The sequence below is a fragment of the Methylotenera sp. genome (assembly GCF_036401095.1).
In the GTDB taxonomy this organism is placed as follows: domain Bacteria; phylum Pseudomonadota; class Gammaproteobacteria; order Burkholderiales; family Methylophilaceae; genus Methylotenera.
Genome location: NZ_DASWWA010000005.1, coordinates 97,970 through 116,901, shown reverse-complemented (window position 1 = coordinate 116,901; position 18,932 = coordinate 97,970). Strand labels below are relative to the sequence as shown.

Annotated in this window: 18 protein-coding genes; 4 read left to right on the top strand and 14 right to left on the bottom strand. The window is 46.0% G+C overall.

Features of this window, described 5'->3' with window-relative positions:
* Positions 1-322 precede the first annotated feature (322 nt).
* Positions 323-1,522 (bottom strand): tyrosine--tRNA ligase, encoded by a 1,200-nt coding sequence (gene tyrS / locus VGD82_RS05540; protein WP_331019453.1) that lies wholly within the window; start codon positions 1,520-1,522, stop codon positions 323-325.
* Between the two features lie 106 nt (positions 1,523-1,628).
* Between tyrS and VGD82_RS05535 the strand changes: the two genes are divergently transcribed.
* The 3 genes from VGD82_RS05535 (at position 1,629) to gltA (ending at position 5,508) form a co-directional block, all read left to right on the top strand.
* Complete coding sequence (locus tag VGD82_RS05535; protein ID WP_331019452.1) at positions 1,629-3,011, top strand: M23 family metallopeptidase; 1,383 nt, start codon at positions 1,629-1,631, stop codon at positions 3,009-3,011.
* Between the two features lie 20 nt (positions 3,012-3,031).
* On the top strand, positions 3,032-4,132 hold the full coding sequence (locus VGD82_RS05530) for an anhydro-N-acetylmuramic acid kinase (protein WP_331019451.1): 1,101 nt from the start codon (positions 3,032-3,034) through the stop codon (positions 4,130-4,132).
* Between the two features lie 77 nt (positions 4,133-4,209).
* Positions 4,210-5,508 (top strand): citrate synthase, encoded by a 1,299-nt coding sequence (gltA, locus tag VGD82_RS05525; RefSeq protein WP_331019450.1) that lies wholly within the window; start codon positions 4,210-4,212, stop codon positions 5,506-5,508.
* 271 nt (positions 5,509-5,779) lie between these two features.
* Here gltA and erpA read toward each other — a convergent pair whose 3' ends face one another.
* From erpA to rplM, 6 genes are all read right to left on the bottom strand, one after another.
* Positions 5,780-6,145: an iron-sulfur cluster insertion protein ErpA gene (gene erpA, locus VGD82_RS05520; protein WP_135276732.1), complete on the bottom strand. Its 366-nt coding sequence runs from the start codon at positions 6,143-6,145 to the stop codon at positions 5,780-5,782.
* An 89-nt stretch (positions 6,146-6,234) separates the two neighbouring features.
* Positions 6,235-6,606, bottom strand: coding sequence for a polymer-forming cytoskeletal protein (locus tag VGD82_RS05515; RefSeq protein WP_331019449.1), 372 nt, complete (start codon positions 6,604-6,606; stop codon positions 6,235-6,237).
* A gap of 77 nt (positions 6,607-6,683) precedes the next feature.
* Entirely contained in the window at positions 6,684-7,034 is a 351-nt protein-coding gene (locus VGD82_RS05510; protein ID WP_331019448.1) for a DUF6776 family protein, read from the bottom strand.
* A gap of 4 nt (positions 7,035-7,038) precedes the next feature.
* Complete coding sequence (gene argC, locus VGD82_RS05505; protein WP_331019447.1) at positions 7,039-8,091, bottom strand: N-acetyl-gamma-glutamyl-phosphate reductase; 1,053 nt, start codon at positions 8,089-8,091, stop codon at positions 7,039-7,041.
* 104 nt (positions 8,092-8,195) lie between these two features.
* The gene (gene rpsI / locus VGD82_RS05500) at positions 8,196-8,588 is read right to left on the bottom strand and encodes a 30S ribosomal protein S9 (protein ID WP_135276736.1); all 393 of its coding nucleotides are present in this window, start codon (positions 8,586-8,588) and stop codon (positions 8,196-8,198) included.
* 9 nt (positions 8,589-8,597) lie between these two features.
* Entirely contained in the window at positions 8,598-9,026 is a 429-nt protein-coding gene (rplM, locus tag VGD82_RS05495; protein ID WP_331019446.1) for a 50S ribosomal protein L13, read from the bottom strand.
* Between the two features lie 335 nt (positions 9,027-9,361).
* Between rplM and VGD82_RS05490 the strand changes: the two genes are divergently transcribed.
* Positions 9,362-11,620: a hypothetical protein gene (locus VGD82_RS05490; protein WP_331019445.1), complete on the top strand. Its 2,259-nt coding sequence runs from the start codon at positions 9,362-9,364 to the stop codon at positions 11,618-11,620.
* A gap of 51 nt (positions 11,621-11,671) precedes the next feature.
* On the opposite strand, the gene ubiA is transcribed toward VGD82_RS05490, so the two are convergent.
* The 7 genes from ubiA to gmk form a co-directional block, all read right to left on the bottom strand.
* Positions 11,672-12,565, bottom strand: a complete 894-nt coding sequence (gene ubiA, locus VGD82_RS05485; protein WP_331019444.1) for a 4-hydroxybenzoate octaprenyltransferase — start codon at positions 12,563-12,565, stop codon at positions 11,672-11,674.
* Positions 12,562-13,110 carry a chorismate--pyruvate lyase family protein gene (locus tag VGD82_RS05480; protein ID WP_331019443.1) on the bottom strand — a complete coding sequence of 183 codons (549 nt, stop codon included), beginning with the start codon at positions 13,108-13,110 and terminating at the stop codon, positions 12,562-12,564. The genes ubiA and VGD82_RS05480 overlap by 4 nt, the downstream gene beginning before the upstream one ends.
* Before the next feature lie 44 nt (positions 13,111-13,154).
* Entirely contained in the window at positions 13,155-15,197 is a 2,043-nt protein-coding gene (recG, locus tag VGD82_RS05475) for an ATP-dependent DNA helicase RecG (RefSeq protein WP_331019442.1), read from the bottom strand.
* A gap of 85 nt (positions 15,198-15,282) precedes the next feature.
* Positions 15,283-15,669: a RidA family protein gene (locus VGD82_RS05470; RefSeq protein ID WP_331019441.1), complete on the bottom strand. Its 387-nt coding sequence runs from the start codon at positions 15,667-15,669 to the stop codon at positions 15,283-15,285.
* A 59-nt stretch (positions 15,670-15,728) separates the two neighbouring features.
* Positions 15,729-17,975: a bifunctional (p)ppGpp synthetase/guanosine-3',5'-bis(diphosphate) 3'-pyrophosphohydrolase gene (locus VGD82_RS05465; RefSeq protein ID WP_331019440.1), complete on the bottom strand. Its 2,247-nt coding sequence runs from the start codon at positions 17,973-17,975 to the stop codon at positions 15,729-15,731.
* Between the two features lie 51 nt (positions 17,976-18,026).
* Entirely contained in the window at positions 18,027-18,239 is a 213-nt protein-coding gene (rpoZ, locus tag VGD82_RS05460) for a DNA-directed RNA polymerase subunit omega (protein WP_331019439.1), read from the bottom strand.
* Positions 18,240-18,312: 73 nt separating this feature from the next.
* Positions 18,313-18,924, bottom strand: a complete 612-nt coding sequence (gene gmk / locus VGD82_RS05455; protein WP_331019438.1) for a guanylate kinase — start codon at positions 18,922-18,924, stop codon at positions 18,313-18,315.
* Between the last annotated feature and the right edge of the window lie 8 nt (positions 18,925-18,932).

Below are 18,932 nucleotides of genomic sequence, written 5' to 3'. Positions count from 1 at the left end.
AGGTGCGCATTATACAGAGCTTTTACCGCTCGTCAACCTTAATTTCGTAATATTTACTAATTAAAATTAACCGTACTTTTTACTGCGCCTTCTACTACTTTTCGCTAACAGTGTTTCGTCAGCGAGGTGCGCATTCTACAGAGGTTTTAAATCTCGTCAACAGTAATTTTGAAATAAATCTAATTAATATTGAATATAGTTTTTACGGCACTTTTTTATTACTTTTACTACTTGTTTTTACTGCTAATCGCTAACAGTGTTCGTTAGCGAAGGCGCGCATTCTACAGGGCTAAACAATTTGGTCAACCCCAAATTCAGCCCGTTACAAAATTGTTACATTTGCAAACTTACGCTTACCAACCTGAGCAACAATGGTACTACCCTTGTTCAACATAAAGGCTTTATCAGACACCTTTTCGCCACCCAACTTCACGCCGCCTTGCTCAATGGCTCGAAACGCTTCTGAGGTGCTAACAACCAAACCAGCCAATTTAAGCAACTGCGCAATACCTACTTGCTCAGCATCAATCGTCACTGTCACTTCTGGCACATCATCAGGAATGCCGCCTTTTGAGCGCGTTTGGAAATCAGCGAGGGCTTTTTCTGCATCTGCTTGCGAGTGAAAGCGCGTCACGATCTCTTGTGCGAAACGCACTTTAATATCGCGTGGGTTGCTACCTGCGGCTACATCTGCTTTCCATTGCGCAATAGCTTCTAGTGACTCAAATGAGAGCAACTCTATATAACGCCACATCAACTCATCTGATATCGACATGATTTTAGCGAAGATGATTTCTGGCGCCTCTGCGATACCTATATAGTTACCTAACGATTTAGACATTTTATTGACGCCATCTAAACCTTCTAACAAAGGCATAGTAAGCACGCATTGCGGACTCTGCCCCGCTTGCTTTTGCAATTCGCGCCCCATGAGCAAGTTAAATTTCTGGTCGGTGCCACCCAATTCCACATCTGCATTTAGCGCAACAGAGTCGTAGCCCTGCAACAAAGGATAGAGAAACTCATGAATCGCAATCGGCTGATTACCTTTAAAGCGCTTAGAGAAATCGTCACGCTCCAGCATGCGTGCCACAGTATGGCTAGCCGCCAATTTGAGCATACCAGCAGCCCCAAGCTCAGTGAGCCATTTTGAGTTGAATACCACCTCGGTTTGTTCAGGTTTAAGTATCTTAAAAACCTGCGCCGTATAGGACTTTGCATTCTCCTGCACTTGCTCGGCAGTCAGTGGTGGACGCGTTGCACTCTTACCGGTAGGATCACCGATCATACCGGTGAAATCACCAATCAAGAACAGCACAGTGTGCCCGAGCTCCTGAAACTGACGCAGCTTATTAATAAGTACGGTATGTCCAAGATGCAAATCTGGCGCTGTTGGGTCAAAACCCGCCTTAATTTTTAATGGCTGACCCTTTTTTAGCTTTTCAATTAACTCGGCTTCGATTAACAATTCATCTGCGCCACGTTTAATCACCGCAAGCTGTTGGCTGATTTCAATATTCACGTTTTAACGTCCTTAAACTCTATGGTTTTTTTACCGCTAGTTTATTTGTATAAACTTAATTTTCTGTTAGTATCAAGAGCTGAAATAATTAAGTAAAGGTTAGCCCGTGGATATTAACGAGCCCAATCATCACCAATCACCCCAAAACTCTATTTTAACGCAAAACGCCAATAAAGCTGAACGCAAGCAACAACGCTTATCAGAGCGTAAATTTAAGCTGCGCTGGGTATTGGCAATTTCATGCTTACCATTGTTTGGCATTTACACCGCGTTTGGTATTGCACCGCAAACAATCACAACTAATATTGCGACCTCTATGGTCGTTGAAGAAGTAGCCCTGCCGGCACTTGAGCAAGCTTTAGATGCTGATGCCAACCTAACTGAGAAGTTTTGGTATAAAGATTACGTACGCAGAGACGACACGCTACAAAGCGTATTAGCCAGACTCAACATCCGCAATCGCGATGCATTAGAATTTATTCGCACCGACAGCGTTGCTAGTGAAATTGCACGCTCCATCATTCCGGGTCGTCAAGTAAAGGCAGAGACTGATGCAGATGGCAACTTGTTTCACTTTGAATACCAAGTCAGTGCTGACGCGTTTCTAACAGTAACTAAAACTGATGATGGCTATACAGCCAAGCAAGATGATCGCATGCTTGAAGTGCGCCCTGTATTAAAATCGGCAAAGATTACCAGCTCACTATTTGGTGCAACAGATGCGGCCAACATCCCAGACAATATTGCAATCCAGCTCGCAGATATTTTTGAAAGTGAAATTAACTTTCATACTGATTTACGCCGTGGCGATCACTTCAATGTGATTTATGAAGGCAGCTATGACCAGGGTGAGCTGATTAAAGTAGGCGAAGTACTGGCAGCTGAGTTTGTAAATGACGGCAAGGTATACCGCGCAGTCGGTTTCCGCGATAGCAACAATCAAATGCAATACTACACACCTGAAGGTAAAAGCACGCATAAATCGTTTTTACGTTCGCCTTTGGAGTTTAGCCGCGTAAGTTCTGGCTTTAGCGTTGCTAGATTTCACCCGGTTTTACAAAGAATGCGCGCACATAAAGGCGTAGACTTTGCCGCACCTACTGGCACTCGTATTAAAGCATCTGCTGATGCTGTGGTTGATTTTGTAGGGCAAAAAGGCGGTTACGGCAACGTAATCATCCTGAAACATGCAAATGGCGTAAGTACACTATATGGTCACCTTTCACGCTTTGCACCAGAGTTGCGCCGTGGCTCAAAAATCACACAAGGTCAGATGATAGGATTTGTTGGCATGTCGGGCGTGGCAACAGGTCCGCATTTGCACTATGAGTTCTTGATCAATGGTCAGCACCAGGACCCTATGAAAGTTGCATTACCTAAAACCAATATCATTCAAGGTAGCAACAAGGCTAAATTTGAAGCGATCAGCGGCCAAATGACCGCTCAGCTCAGATTACTAGGCACCAGCAATATTGCAGCCTTAGAATAATTAGCACTCACATCACCATCATGGCTAGCGAGCTTTTTATCGGCTTAATGTCGGGTACTAGCCTAGATGGGGTGGACGCTGCCCTAGTTACGTTCGACCATACACAGCAACCACAGCTGCTTAAAACGCATTTTCTGCCTTATCCTGCAGATTTACGCACGCAGATTCTCGCTTTACAACACCCCACCACAAACGAACTAGAAACAACCGCTCGCATGGGTAACACCCTTGCCTATTTATATGCAGACGCAGTCAATGCCCTGCTTGCTGCCGCACAAGTGGGCGCAGGTGAAGTCACCGCGATAGGCTGCCACGGTCAAACCATCAGACACCGCCCAGAGCTGGGCTTTACCATGCAAATTGGCAATGCAGCTTTACTGAGCGAACTGACCGGCATCACCGTAGTGAGCGACTTCAGGAGTAGAGACATTGCTGCTAATGGCCAGGGGGCACCCTTAGTACCGGCATTTCATCAGGATGTTTTTAGCAGCAAAATTCACAATCGCGCCATTATCAATATCGGCGGAATTGCCAATATTACGTATCTTAGTAAGGCTGGTGATGTATTTGGCTTTGACTCTGGCCCTGGCAACATGCTGCTCGATGCATGGATTAAACAACACTTAGGCTTAGACTACGACGCAGACGGCCAATGGGCTAGCACAGGTAACACTATTGACCCACTGCTCGCCGCGATGCTGAACGAACCCTACTTTGCTGCCGCACCACCAAAAAGCACAGGCCGTGATCTATTTAATACAGCCTGGCTAAATCATTACCTAAACGAATCACAGCACGCAGCGCACGATGTTGCACGCACCTTAGTGGCGCTGAGTGCGCATTCTATTGCCAACGCCATCGACCAACACTGCGGCCAAGTCGATGAAATATACCTGTGTGGCGGCGGCGCAAAGAACAAACTTTTGCAGCGCGAGTTGCAATCACTCATGGATACAACCAGCATAGCAACCACAGATCAGCTCGGCATGGGTGTTGATTGGGTTGAGGCAATTGCCTTTGCATGGCTGGCAAAGAAATGTATCACCAAACAAACGGCCAACCTGCCGCAAGTGACTGGCGCCAAAGGCCTACGCATTTTAGGTGCGATTTACCAAGCTTAGTTAAGCTTTTAACATTCATCTGCTCGCCTTGATAAAGTATAATCACAATCAATGATGATTAGAACTGCAAAAACACCATGAAAAACAACACAAGTACCGCAACACTCAGCTTTGAAAATGGTAAATCTCCAATTGAGTTACCTATACTTTCAGGATCACTTGGCAATGATGTGATTGACATCCGCAGCTTAGGCAAGCATGGCGTATATACTTACGACCCAGGCTTCATGTCTACCGCCGCCTGCAACTCCAACATTACCTTTATTGATGGCGAACAAGGCTTACTGTATCACCGTGGCTACCCGATTGAAGAGTTGGCCGAGCACTGTGACTACTTAGAGGTTGCTTACTTGTTAATGCACGGCGAACTGCCAAATGCCACGGAAAAAAAGCAATTTACCGATACCATTACCGGTAGCACCATGTTGCATGATCAACTCAGCAATATTTTCCGCGGCTTCAGACGTGACGCACACCCGATGGCCGTGATGGTGGGCGTAGTTGGCTCACTCTCTGCCTTCTATTTTGATTCAATGGACATTCTTAACCCGAAGCATCGCGAAATATCGGCGCACCGCTTACTGGCTAAAGTACCAACCATTGCTGCCTGGAGCTACAAGTACAACATAGGCCAGCCATTCATGTATCCGCAGAACCATCTAAATTATGCGGAAAACTTTATGTACATGATGTTTGCTACTCCTTGTGAGCAATATGTACCTAACCCTGTATTGGCAAAAGCGTTTGAACGCATTTTAATCTTGCATGCTGACCACGAGCAAAACGCATCGACATCGACAGTACGACTAGTAGGCTCTAGCGGTGCCAACCCATTTGCATGTATCTCTGCAGGCATCGCATCACTATGGGGGCCTGCACACGGCGGTGCAAACGAAGCAACGCTGAACATGCTGGAAGAAATTGGCGACGTGTCACGTATCGGTGAATTTATTAACCGCGCTAAAGACAAATCAGACAGTTTCAGACTCATGGGCTTTGGTCACCGTGTTTATCGCAACATGGATCCAAGAGCCGCCATCATGAGAAAAACATGTCATGAAGTATTGGATGTGTTGGGGCTTAATAATGACCCTATGTTCAAACTAGCATTAGCCCTAGAGAAGATTGCACTAGAAGACGAATACTTTGTGTCGCGCAAACTCTACCCTAACGTAGACTTCTACAGCGGCATTGTGATGCGTGCGATGGGTATTCCTAATAGTATGTTTACCGCTATCTTTGCACTTGCCAGAACAGCAGGCTGGATTGCACAATGGTCTGAAATGCATTCTGACCCAGAAGCTAAAATTGGCAGGCCGCGTCAGCTTTACACTGGCTCAGCAAAACGTCCATTTGTAGAGTTAAATAAAAGGTAGGAACAACGTTAGGTGCAGCATAGCAGTCAGGCTAGAGCTGGGTTGCACCTAATTTAACGGAAAGCTATTTTAGTTGGCGCCTAATTAAACATAACCCAACTTAATCTGCCACAGCTAGCGCATCAAGTCTGTTTTATCTCCAACCATGCAACGACATATGCTGGCAGTTAATAGCAAAACACGCTTTGCTAATCGAATACTTAACCTCCAAGCACTCAAATTAACACAAGCGTGTCATTGTCAATTTAGCAAAGCTAAACTGCGCTAAACTTTAAACTGAGAAAGATGAACCACAACCACAAGTTGTTTGTGCATTTGGGTTACGAATCACAAATTGTGAACCCTGTAGGCTATCTTGGTAATCAATCTCTGCACCCATCAAGTACTGTAAGCTCATCGGATCGATCAACAATGTCACGCTGTCTTTTTGCACTTGAGTGTCATCGTCATTCACTTCTTCTTCAAACGTAAAGCCGTATTGAAAACCTGAACAACCGCCACCGCTAACAAAAACACGTAACTTAAGATCTGGCGAACCTTCCTCTTCAATTAACTCTTTTACCTTTTTAGCCGCATTATCGGTAAAAACTAAAGGTGAAGGAATGTCTAATTCCTGAACTTCTGCAACTGTACTCATGGTGTACTCCTAAAATTTCAATTAAATATCTTTGTTAATATGCGACCTAACGCACTGAATTTCAATAGCAAAAGCCTGTCATTACCAGCTTATTCTGCATTATCATCCAAATAAACCAATTTTCCCTCAATCACGGCACCGGTATGCATCTCTAAGGTGTTGTAATAAACATCACCCGTCACACGTGCTTTGGTTTGCAACTCGATAAACTGCGCAGCCTTCACTGGGCCAATCACGGTACCATTTACTACAACCTTAGATGCAGTAATGGCACCCTCAATACGGCCTAACTCACTAAGTATTAGTGTGCTTGGCTGGTCATTAGGTTCAGCCACGGTGCCAATTACTGTGCCATCAACGCGCAAACCACCTGCGAAATTAATGTTACCTTCCACCCGAGTGCCAACACCAATCAAGGTATCAATGGTGTTTTGCACGCGGTTACTTTTTTTAAAAAACATCGTAAATCCTCTAAACTTTGATAGCTAACTCATTCATAGACTACTACGCATGGTACTGCCATAAAAAGTAAGTACGATTACCTTTTACTGTTGGTCATATTCTTATAAAAAGCTAAATCCTCTTTAATATGAATATTTTCATCTTGAACTTCACGCAACTCTTTAGTTAAAACAGTCTGTGCGGCCTGCTCAATCTGCAACTGCCGCTCTACTTGTATTACCTTGGTATTCAAGGCCTGATTATCAAGCATAGTCTGACGCAAACTCTCACTGCCTGTTGCATACTGCCAGTAGGCGACAGCATAACCCAGCCCAACAAACACAAAAGCTGTGCCAGTCTGAAAGTACCACGGGCGCTTGGACCTGACTGCTACCTGCTTAGCAGTTAACCCAAAATGACGGCGAATTCTACGACGAACTGGTTTCATTCAGTTAAGGCAACAAGGGTAAAACTTCTAGACCGCTGCGCTCATCAAATCCAAACATGATGTTCATATTCTGTACGGCCTGACCAGCAGCCCCTTTTACTAAGTTATCCTGCACTACTACCAAGGTTAAATAGCCTGCAGCCTCCTGCTTGTGCAAGGCGATACGCAATTGATTAGAGCCGCGCACTGAGCGCGTTTCTGGCAATGCGCCAGCTGGCATTACATCCACAAAACGCTCGTGTTGGTAACGCAACTCATACAAAGCCTGCAAATCTACAGCTTTAGCGGCATCAGTCAGTTTAACGTAAATTGTAGAAAGCATGCCACGTATCATCGGAATTAAATGTGGCACAAAAATAAACTGAACCTCAGCATTTGCCAACTGCGTAAGCTGCGCATGAATCTCAGGATGATGACGGTGCCCAGCCACGCCATATGCCTTCATACTATCGCTGGATTCCGCAAACAAAGTTGCAACTTCTGCTTTTCTGCCGGCACCAGACACGCCAGACTTAGCATCAGCCACAATCGGTGCAGAAAAATCAATATAACCCTTCTCTAACAGAGGCGCTAAACCTAGTAGCACTGTGGTTGGATAACATCCTGGGTTACCAATCACCTTAGCCGACTTAATATGGTCTCGATTAAGCTCAGGGATACCATACACAGCCTCACTTAGCACATCCGGGCAGCTATGCGGCATTTTGTACCATTTTTCAAACACAGAGGTATCTTGCAAACGGAAGTCTGCTGCAAGGTCAATCACCTTAACATTAGCATCCAGCAGTGCTTGTGCCTGACTCATAGCCACGCCATGTGGAGTAGCAAAAAATACCACATCACATGCGCTCAAGTTTGCAGTAGCAGGATCAGAAAATGCTAAATCAATATAGCCACGTAAACTAGGGAACATATCAGCAACAGGTAGGCCAGCATCACCTCGCGAGGTTATGGCCGTTAACTCCACTTGTGGATGTAGTGCCAATAGACGTAACAACTCAACACCGGTATATCCGGTGCCGCCAACAATCCCTACTTTTATCTTTTTCGATGCCATGTTGTTTATATTCATTTACCAAGTGTTCTGATTATAAGCGCTCTATCTTTTTCATCCAATAAAAAAGGCCGCCAAAGCGACCTTTTTCCAATCCAACCGCCTGATTAGCGTTTAGAGAATTGTTTACGACGACGTGCTTTGCGTAGACCAACTTTTTTACGCTCAACTTCACGTGCATCACGTGTTACATAACCAGCGTGTGACAATGCACTTTTCAGTGTAGCGTCAAAGTCGATTAACGCACGTGTAATACCGTGACGAACTGCACCAGCTTGACCAGACTCACCGCCACCGATTACGTTAACCATGATGTCGAAGCTAGCTGTGTTGTTTGTTAACTCTAAAGGTTGACGCAAAATCATGCGTGAAGTCACGCGTGAGAAGTATTCATCAACTGGCTTGTCATTAACAATGATATTGCCTTTACCTGATTTCAAGAACACGCGCGCTACTGAACTTTTGCGGCGGCCTGTACCGTAGTTATATTTACCGATCATTTTTTATCCTTAGATGGTCAATGGTTGCGGTTGTTGTGCCGCATGGTCATGCTCACTACCTGCATAAACCTTCATTTTTTTGATCATTGCATAGCCTAAAGGACCTTTAGGCAACATGCCTTTAACCGCTTTTTCTAAAGCGCGACCTGGGAAACGGTCTTGCATTTTAGAGAATGTTGTTGTTGTGATACCACCTGGATAACCAGAGTGACGGTGGTAAAGCTTACCATCCGCTTTATTACCAGTTACTTTTAATTTGTCGGCATTAATAACAACTATATAATCACCTGTATCAACGTGAGGCGTATAAATTGTTTTATGTTTGCCGCGTAAACGGTGTGCAATTGCGCTAGCTAGACGGCCTAGCACTAGGTCTGTGGCATCAACCACAAACCAATCGCGCTTCACTTCGTGTGATTTTGCTGAAAAGGTTTTCATCGTGTTACCAATACTATGAGCTAAAAAAATTAAGAGGCGGATTTTATGCTAAATAAATACGTCTTGTCAAACAGTATTATGCTGTTCTTGAGATATTTTTAAGTTTATTGCTGACTTACAGCAATATGTTTAGCGCCATATCAAACAACTCGCATCCATATATTGCTTGATATTCATACCAATACTTATGTTGGCATGAGTTGTGCTTTTTGTTATGGTAGTGTTACATTGCCTTATAAGCGCTTTACCATAGTATGTCTGCACAAACGAGATTCTAACAGACCAGCTTAACAATGCAATAAAAATTAGCATAACAATTTGAAAACAAACAAATTTTGAGATTATTCATACCCCTTATTTTAGCCTTATACGCCAACGCGAGCTTCGCGCTAGGCCTTGGCGAAGCTACGCTTAAATCGTATCTGGGTGAATCACTCATTGTTAAACTAAATGTCACTGACGTTGAAAAGTCGCCAGATGCCAGCTGTTTTACAGTTTCAGACACCAACGACACACCTGCTTTTAAAAGAGCATTTTCTACACTAAGCACGCAAAAAGATGGTTTTTTACTCACTATCACTACGCAATCGGTGATTACAGAGCCAATTCTTAGTTTACGCGTTTCTTACCACTGCGAACCACAGCTGCACCGCGACTACGTTTTATTATTAGACCCAGCATCTATCAGCAGCGAAACTTCAGGCAGCAATGTCACCGCCAATCCAACCAGCACAGCGGAAAAGCCAGTAAGCCGCAAAACCAAACCCTCTAGCAGCGCAGATAACAGCACAGCTGCCAGCGATGCGGACAGCTATATGCCGCCCAAGCCAAAACGTAAGCTAAAAAAACGCCAAGCTAATGCAGCATCCAGCGCTGATGAAAAAATCATGGAAGCCTACGTAGGCAAGCCACAAAATGCCGCAAAACCAGCACTGCCGGCAAGCACAGCTAGTATCGGGCAACCTGCACCGGCTAAACCAGACACCTCTAGCAAGCCGTATTTAAGTATTTCTGGTGGCAGCTTGGCATCGGACACCTCTGCGGGACAACATAACCTCAGCCTGCAGTTTGAAACGCAAATCGACCTTAATCGCGCACCGCCGAGCAACCCACCTAGCAGCATCGATTTGCAGGATGAAGCGACCGTGATGTCGAATCGACTGGCTCATTTAGAAAAGCAGATTATGAGCCTGCAAACACAAAATACGCAGTTAAGAAACGAAGCAGCACAAGCAAAAAATTCATTAGCCGAACAGCAATCTAGCTGGCTCAACTACCTATGGATAGTCGTTGCAGCCGTACTTGGATTAGCTGCGCTTGAATGGCTACGCCGTATCATCATTACTAAACGTATGCTCAAGCAAGAGCAGCATTGGTTTGACGGAGATGAAAACGCCAATAGCGAACAAGCATCCTTTGCCGCCACGACCTCACCAAGCGCTGATTATAAAGCGAGCAAACAGAATACATTCTCAGATAGCTTTCTTGACGATGAAACTGACGATGAGTACGCTAAAACTACGCCATCCAAGGCAGGCATATTATCGCCAGCGGAACATGTAAGTGATGAACACGACAGCATTATCGACAACGCAGATGTTTTTATAGAGCACGAACGCCCATTATTAGCCATTCAGTTACTGCAAAACCATTTAAATGATTTTCCGGCTGAGTCACCCAAAATCTGGCTAAAGCTACTCTCGCTGATTGCCAAAGAAGGGACGGAAGCGGAGTATGAGGCAGCCGTGATTGAAGCCAACAAACACTTTAATATCAAAGCACCGAATTTTGCAGACGCGAATCATGAAGACAATTCTTCAATTGAAGAATACGCAAATATTGTTGCCAGACTTGAGGGGGTTTGGGGCTCACCATTTGCCGTTAAATTTTTAAATGACTTGATTTACGATCAATACGCGCAACCAGCTGAAGGCTTCTCGCCCAACAACTTTGAAGAGCTATTCTTCCTGAAAAGAATCGCCGAGCTGCTTAACACGGGCATTTCAGCCAGTCAGCACACCTTGTATCGCAGCGCCCCGGCTAAAGCAGAGAGCCCACATAGCAACCCTGCGCCGAGCAGTTTAGATAACGCCGTGTTTAACAGTGTTGCGTTTAGTGATGATATTTCTTCTGACACAGACACGCAAAACGAAACTACGGAAAAACCGAAAACCAATACAATCAGCGATGAAGACTTCACTGTTGCGCCATTCCCAGAAATGCCGGAACAAGCTGTATGGAGCAGACCTACGCAGGAAGAAATGAACGCACAATTCGCGAACTCGCCCTTTCAAAAAGTACCTTCTTACGAAGTAGATATGCTCGCAGACTTTGATGACCACATTGAGGTTGTTGTTCCGACCTTTGATGAAGACATCGATACTACATCTGCAAGTGAGCAACCTACGGCTCCTGCGCTGTTAAACAACGCACCGAGCGAAATGGCAGAAGAGTTTCTTTTCCCTTTAGATATATTCCCAGAAGAGACGAGTTCGGCAGACAATGCTTCAAGCAAGCCTGAGGACGATTTGGAGAATAAAAAAGCTAAAGACTCCAACATTATTGAGTGGGATTTGCCCAAATCAAATAAATAAGCCCATTAGTTAAAAGTGCCTAGCGCATAACACCGCGCTTATACTTAATCACTAACCGGCTTGCATCAAGTAATGCGCTAGCAACCCAGCAAATACAAAAAAACCAAACCAGTTATTACCTAAAAATGCCTGAAAGCATTTTGCCCTGATGCGCGCTCTGATAAGGTAATAGTGATACACCGCCACACCGGCAGCCAAGCCTAATCCAACATAATACGCGTAGGATAGCTCCAGCAGATAACCTGCAAGCCCCAGTAAGACTAAGGTCAAGCCATAACATAGCATAATGGCAATAACATCAAAACGGCCAAACGTAATGGCAGATGATTTTATACCTATTTTCAAGTCATCATCCCTATCCACCATCGCGTATTCAGTGTCATATGCAATTGCCCAAAACACATTGGCGCACAGCAGTATCCAAGCAACAGCAGGAACTGCATCAGTGACCGCAGCGAACACCATTGGGATGCCAAAACCAAAAGCCACCCCTAAATACGCCTGTGGCATCACAAAAAAGCGTTTGGTTAATGGGTAAGTCATGGCTAAAAACAAGGCAAGCACCGACAGCTTAATCGTTAACACATTCAGTAGGCAGACCAGCCCAAACGCGATGACACTTAACACCAACGCCAATAAATACGCCTCTTTTTTAGTGACTTCTTTATTGGGCAAGGGGCGATATTGCGTGCGCTCCACCAAACCGTCGTACTGACTGTCGGCAATGTCGTTCATCACACAGCCTGCACTACGCATCAATACTGTGCCGGTGACAAATATCAACACAATAATCCAATCCGGCTTACCAACTGAGGCAATTAAAAGTGCCCACAGGGTAGGCCACAACAACAGCAGGATGCCTATCGGTTTATCTAAACGCATCAGGCGCTCATAGCTGTTTATTTTATAAACCAAGTTGTTTATTTTGGGGTCTTGTATTTTCATGGGGCAACAATACTCGGCAAGAAAACTTCAGTAACCATAATACTAGCGCAGTTCAGACTGAACACTGAGCGGCGCGCCCACAGGTAGCTGGGCTTGACCATTAAATGCTTGCTCGCATGCTGATATAGCACGTGATTGGCTGATAGTTTTTTATAACTTAATGCAGTGCGTTTGACTTTGGGGTTGGCAAATAAGGTTGCCCCCAGCGGCTTATTGCCGAGTTTACCCAAACCGTGCCATAGACCACGCAAATGCTGAGCTGGCAAGACACTGTGCGCAAACACCACGGGCTCTGCGCCGCCGCACAGCAACACATCGCGCACCAGCACCAGTTTATCTGCAGATAAATTTAACAGTGCAGCTTCATCGCGGATAGGTTTACGCAAAGCCACAGTGAGCGGCGCCACATAAAAATCAGGATAGGTTTGCTGCAACTTGGCAGTTAAGGATTGAGCATGCATCAGCCATGAGCGATAGCGAAGGCTGTGCAACGGTTTTATTAACCAGCGATAACGCGATTGGGGGGGGCTTTTACGTATCTTCACGGCAGAATTATCGCATGTAGTGATTGAAATCTAGAGACATGCAGTTACACTTTCACCAATTCGCCCGCAGTGCTCATCCAACGATCCAAATGCTGCTCAACTTGGGCTGGATAGTTTTGTAGTAGCGTATCAGCCAAGATTTTTGCTGCCTCCAGTAAATCCACATCACGCTCCAAGTCAGCAATTTTCAGCATGGGAACACCGCTTTGACGCACACCTAACAACTCACCCGGGCCACGAATCTGCAAATCTGCCTGCGCAATGGCAAAGCCATCATTGCTCTCATAAATCACTTTTAATCTGGCACGCGCGGTTTCAGACAACTTGTTCTGATAGAGCAAAATACAAGTGCTTTTTGCCGCGCCCCTGCCCACGCGCCCGCGTAATTGATGCAGTTGCGACAGCCCCATGCGCTCTGCATGCTCTATCACCATCAGGCTAGCATTTGGCACATCTACCCCAACCTCAATCACCGTGGTAGCAACCAAAAGCTGAGAATGCCCGGCGCTGAACTCAGCCATGACCGCCTGTTTTTCAGCTGGCTTCATGCGGCCATGTACCAAACCAACTTTTAACTCGGGAAACTCTTGCTGCATCAGTGCATAGGTGTCATTAGCTGTAGCCAATTGCAGCGCTTCAGACTCTTCAATCAACGGACATACCCAATAAGCCTGATTGCCCTGCAAGCAAGCCTCACGCACGCGCTGTAGGATTTCATCACGCCTAGCATCTGAAACTATTTTGGTCACGATAGGCGAGCGCCCAGGCGGCAATTCGTCTATCACAGAAACATCAAGGTCCGCGTAATAGCTCATGGATAGCGTGCGCGGAATGGGAGTGGCTGACATCATGAGCTGATGCGGCTCGGGCTGTCCTTTCTGGCGCAGCGCTAAGCGCTGATGTACACCAAAGCGATGCTGCTCATCAATGATGGCTAAACCCAGGCCTTTAAAGCGCACCGCTTCTTGAAACAAGGCATGCGTACCAACCACCAATTTGGCTTCGCCATTGGCAATAGACGCTAGCGCAGCGTCACGGTCTTTCTTGTTTTGACTGCCAGTGAGCCATGCAATCTTGATATCTAACGGCTGTAGCCAACTGAGCATTTTACGGTAATGCTGTTCTGCTAATATCTCCGTGGGCGCCATTAAGGCAACCTGCCAGCCACTCTCCACGCATTGCAGTGCCGCCATACAGGCCACGATAGTTTTACCACTGCCCACATCACCTTGCAGCAGTCGTTGCATGGGGTGTGCTTGCGTTAAGTCACGCTCGATTTCCAACGCTACTTTTTGCTGTGCGCCAGTTAACGCAAACGGTAAACTTTTTAGCAAAGCAGAAACCAGCTGTTTAGAACGCTTAAATTGCGGCGCACTCACGCTACGGCGGCGCGCGTAATGCTTACGCATCGATAGCTGCTGTGCTAGTAGCTCATCAAATGCTAAACGTCGCCAGTGAGTGGTGCTTTTATTATCCAGCGCGCGCAGGCTGACATCTGGGCTAGGATGATGCAGTGCCGCCAAACTTGAAGCAAAGCTAGGAAGATTTAAATCGGCATAAATCTGCGCAGGCAAGGTTTCATGCATTTCGCCCTGCTGCCGCAAAGCAATGCCGATAGCCTTACGTAAACTGGCCTGCCCCAAGCCAGCAACCGTAGGGTAAACCGGGGTTAAGGTTTCTGCGACGATGGTTTTTTCACCCACCGCTTTACAGGTGGGATGCACCATCTCATAGCCAAAAAAGCCGCTACGTACTTCACCGTAAACGCGTAGTTTATTACCTACTTTAAGTGCATTAATCTGGCTGGGATAGAAATGTAAAAAACGCAGCGTGAGTTGACCACTGGCGTCCTCTAATCTGGCAATCAGCGCCTTGCGTGGCTTATAGGTAACTTCTGCATGCACAATTTCACCTTCAACCTGTGCAGATTCCCCCATACGTAAATCACGCACTGCGGTTACATGAGTTTCATCAATATAACGTAAAGGTAGATGCAGCAACAAGCCTTGCAGATTACTAATACCCAACTTTGCCAAGTTGGCAATCATGGGTTTACTGAAGGCTTTAATTTGAGTGAGTTGCGTCACATTGAATATGGCTGACCCAAGGCACAGAAATGCCTTTACTTAAAATATCGTAAAGGCACGCGCCTCAAGCCAGCATTTAGCTGATTTAAAGCACCATCACGGCATCAGCCTCAACCAGCGCAGCGCGTGGTAATGAAGCAACACCTACCGCAGCACGTGCCGGGTATGGCTGGCTAAAGTACTCAGCCATAATGGTATTCACTAAGGCAAAGTGAGATAAGTCAGTCAGGAAAATATTAAGTTTAACTACATCAGCCAAACTGCCGCCTGCAGCATCAGCCACCGCTTTTAGGTTTTGAAATACGCGGTGCACTTGTGCTTCAATGCCGTCTACCATTTGCATGGTGACTGGGTCTAGCCCGATTTGACCAGATAGATACACGGTACCACCTACTTTGACCGCTTGTGAGTAAGTGCCGATGGCTGCTGGTGCGCCTGCTGTTTGAATAATTTGTTTTGTATTAGTTGTCATTTAATTAAACCACGGTTTGTTAAAGAAATCATGCATCGCTACTACTGCTTGCTTTGCCTCTACTGAGAGTATAGTTTTACATTCGAGTTTTTACGATTACCGGGCGCACTGCCTTTGGTGCGGTTAATACGCACCACGTCGGGAATCTTGCGCAGACCACGCATCAGCTCCGCCAAATGCACACGGTTTTTCACCTGTACGGTAAAGTATAAATTGGCATATGCGCTGCCATCCGCCTCTTCAACACTGACGTTGTCAATGTTAGAGCCAGCATCCGCAATGCCTGAGGCGATTTGCGCCAGCATGCCAGGCTGGTTTGCCACAGTGAGATTTAAATTAGTTTTGAATAGGCGTGAGCTTTCTGGCTCCCACTCTACATCCAGCCATTTATCCGGGTCTAATTTGAATTTACGCACGCTTGGGCAATCATGTGTATGAATCACCAAGCCTTTATCTTTATTGATAAAGCCTAAAATTGGGTCACCAGGGATTGGCCTGCAACAAGGCGCAAACTGTACCGCCATGCCTTCAGTACCACGAATGGTGATGGTATCTAGCGAGGCTGCTGGTAGCTTAGTATGCTTCTCGGCATGGTCATCGGTCATAGCCACCAATTGGTGTGCCACCATGACGTTTTGGCGCTTGCCTAAGCCAATGTCAGAAAGTATCTCAACTTTTTTCTTCACGCCGTAGTCGCGAATCAGTTTTTGCCAATGCTCTTCTGAAATATGGCTAGGATCCACATGCAAGGCGCGCAGGGCTTTATTCAACAAGCGCTCACCCAAGTGAGCTGATTCTGTAGATTGCTGTGATTTTAAGAAGTGGCGTATATGCGCACGTGCGCGCCCGGTCACTACGTAATTAAGCCAGGCTGGGTTAGGTTTAGCTAAAGAGCCGGTAATAATTTCAACGTGATCACCATTATGCATCTCGGTACGCAATGGCGCCAAATCGTGGTTAATACGCACTGCCACGCAGCTATTACCAATGTCAGAATGCACCGCATAGGCAAAATCAACCGCGGTTGCGCCCTTAGGCAACGCCATGATAGAACCCTTAGGCGTAAATACATAAACCTCATCCGGGAACAAATCAATTTTAAGATGCTCAAGGAAATCGAGTGAATCAGCACTCTCGCTTTGAATATCCAGCAAGCGCTGTAGCCACTGGTGGGTTTGCTGCTGCAATGCGGTCAACTGCGCGTCACTTGCCTTGTACAGCCAATGCGCAGCAACACCCGCATCGGCAATGTTATGCATATCAGCGCTGCGAATCTGTACCTCAATTGGCGTACCAAAAGGGCCAAACAAGGTGGTGTGTAACGATTGATAACCGTTCGCTTTAGGGATAGCGATATAGTCTTTAAACTTGCTGGGAATCGGCTTATACAGCCCATGCAGCGCACCTAGCGCCAAATAGCAGCTCGGTAAATCTTTAACAACGATTCTAAAGCCATAAATATCATACACTTGCGAGAACGGCGTGGCCTTACTTGTCATCTTTTTATAGATGCTATACAAGTGCTTTTCGCGCCCGGACACTTCAGCTTCAACATTAAAACTACTTAACTGCTGTTTGATTGAATCTAATATTTTGCTGATGACTTCTTTACGATTACCACGCGCAGCCATAATCGCTTTGGAAATCGCGTTATAGCGCATGGGGTGCAGATATTTAAAGCTGAGGTCCTCTAAGGCCTGATAGACATCATTTAAGCCTAAGCGATTGGCGATTGGCGCATAAATATCCAGCGTTTCTTTGGCAATGATACGTTGCTTTTCTGGTCGCATCGCTTCCAGCGTTTGCATGTTGTGCAAGCGGTCTGCCAGCTTCACCAAGATGACACGCACATCTTGCGACATCGCCAACAGCATTTTACGGAAGTTCTCTGCCTGCGCTTGGCTAGCGCTCTGGAATTCAATTTTATCCAGTTTAGTTACGCCATCGACCAACTCAGCGACTTGCGGGCCAAACTTTTGCTTGATATCTAAGGTGGTAATGTCTGTATCTTCGACCACATCATGTAGCAACGCTGCGAGGATAGTGGGCACATCCATATGCAAATCAGCCAGAATGCAGGCCACGGAGACGGGATGCGTAATATATGGCTCGCCAGTTTTACGTACGACGCCATCATGGGCGGCAAACGCGTAACGATAGCCTTCCCATACTTGTTCTATATCTTGAGGTTTTAAATACGAGTGTAAACGTATGCTTAAGGCTGAGCCCTCGCTGTCCGCAGGCAGCAAGGGAGCCGATGTTAACTTTGATAATTCCGCTTTAAGATTGTTTGCGGTTTTTGGCATGCCGGTGTCACTATTTTACGAATAAATTAATAAATGCCAAGACGCGACAGACTACGCATGCCCGCGCGCTAAAATTTCCACACCGATTTTACCCGCAGCAATTTCACGCAATGCAATCACTGTTGATTTATCGCGTGAGTTTTGCACGTTAACTTGCGGCTCTGCACCATTGTGCAACTGACGGGCACGATAAGCGGCCACTAAAGTCAATTGGAAGCGATTTGGGATTTTTTCTAAACAGTCATCTACCGTGATACGTGCCATGATGATATTTCCTAATGATAAACAAAATTAATTACTAAAAGACCAGCAAGCGCTTAGCGACTAAAGCTAAGAATTAAGTAAGCGCTTGAATTAAACTGGCATAACGTTGCAACTGTGCGGCACCAACTAGGCGATGTGCGCGGATGATAGCGCGAATGTCCTGCAACGCTACGTCAAAATAGTTGTTAATTGTAACATAATCGAACTCGCTCACATGGCGCATTTCAGCACGTGCAGCGGCAACCCGTTTAGAAATAGTCTCTTGGCTATCCTGCCCGCGGCTATTCAAGCGCTGCTCCAGCGTTTCGATAGAAGGCGGCAGCACAAAGATGCTTATAGCATTAGGATACAGCTGACGCACTTGCGCCGCGCCTTGCCAGTCAATCTCCAAAATCACATCATGCCCAGCTTTTAACGGCGCATCCACGGCAGACTGTGAAGTACCATAACGCGCACTATGCACCTCTGCACTTTCCAAGAATTTTGCTTCGCCTAGCATCTGCAAAAACATGGCATCATCCACAAAATGATAGTCAACTCCATCCTGCTCACCTGGGCGCGGCTTGCGCGTAGTGTGCGAGATAGATAATTTCAAATGCGCATCTTCAGCCAGCAATGCTTTAATAAGGCTGGTTTTACCTGCGCCTGACGCTGCGGTGATGATAAAAAGATTACCTGGAACCATTCAATGAC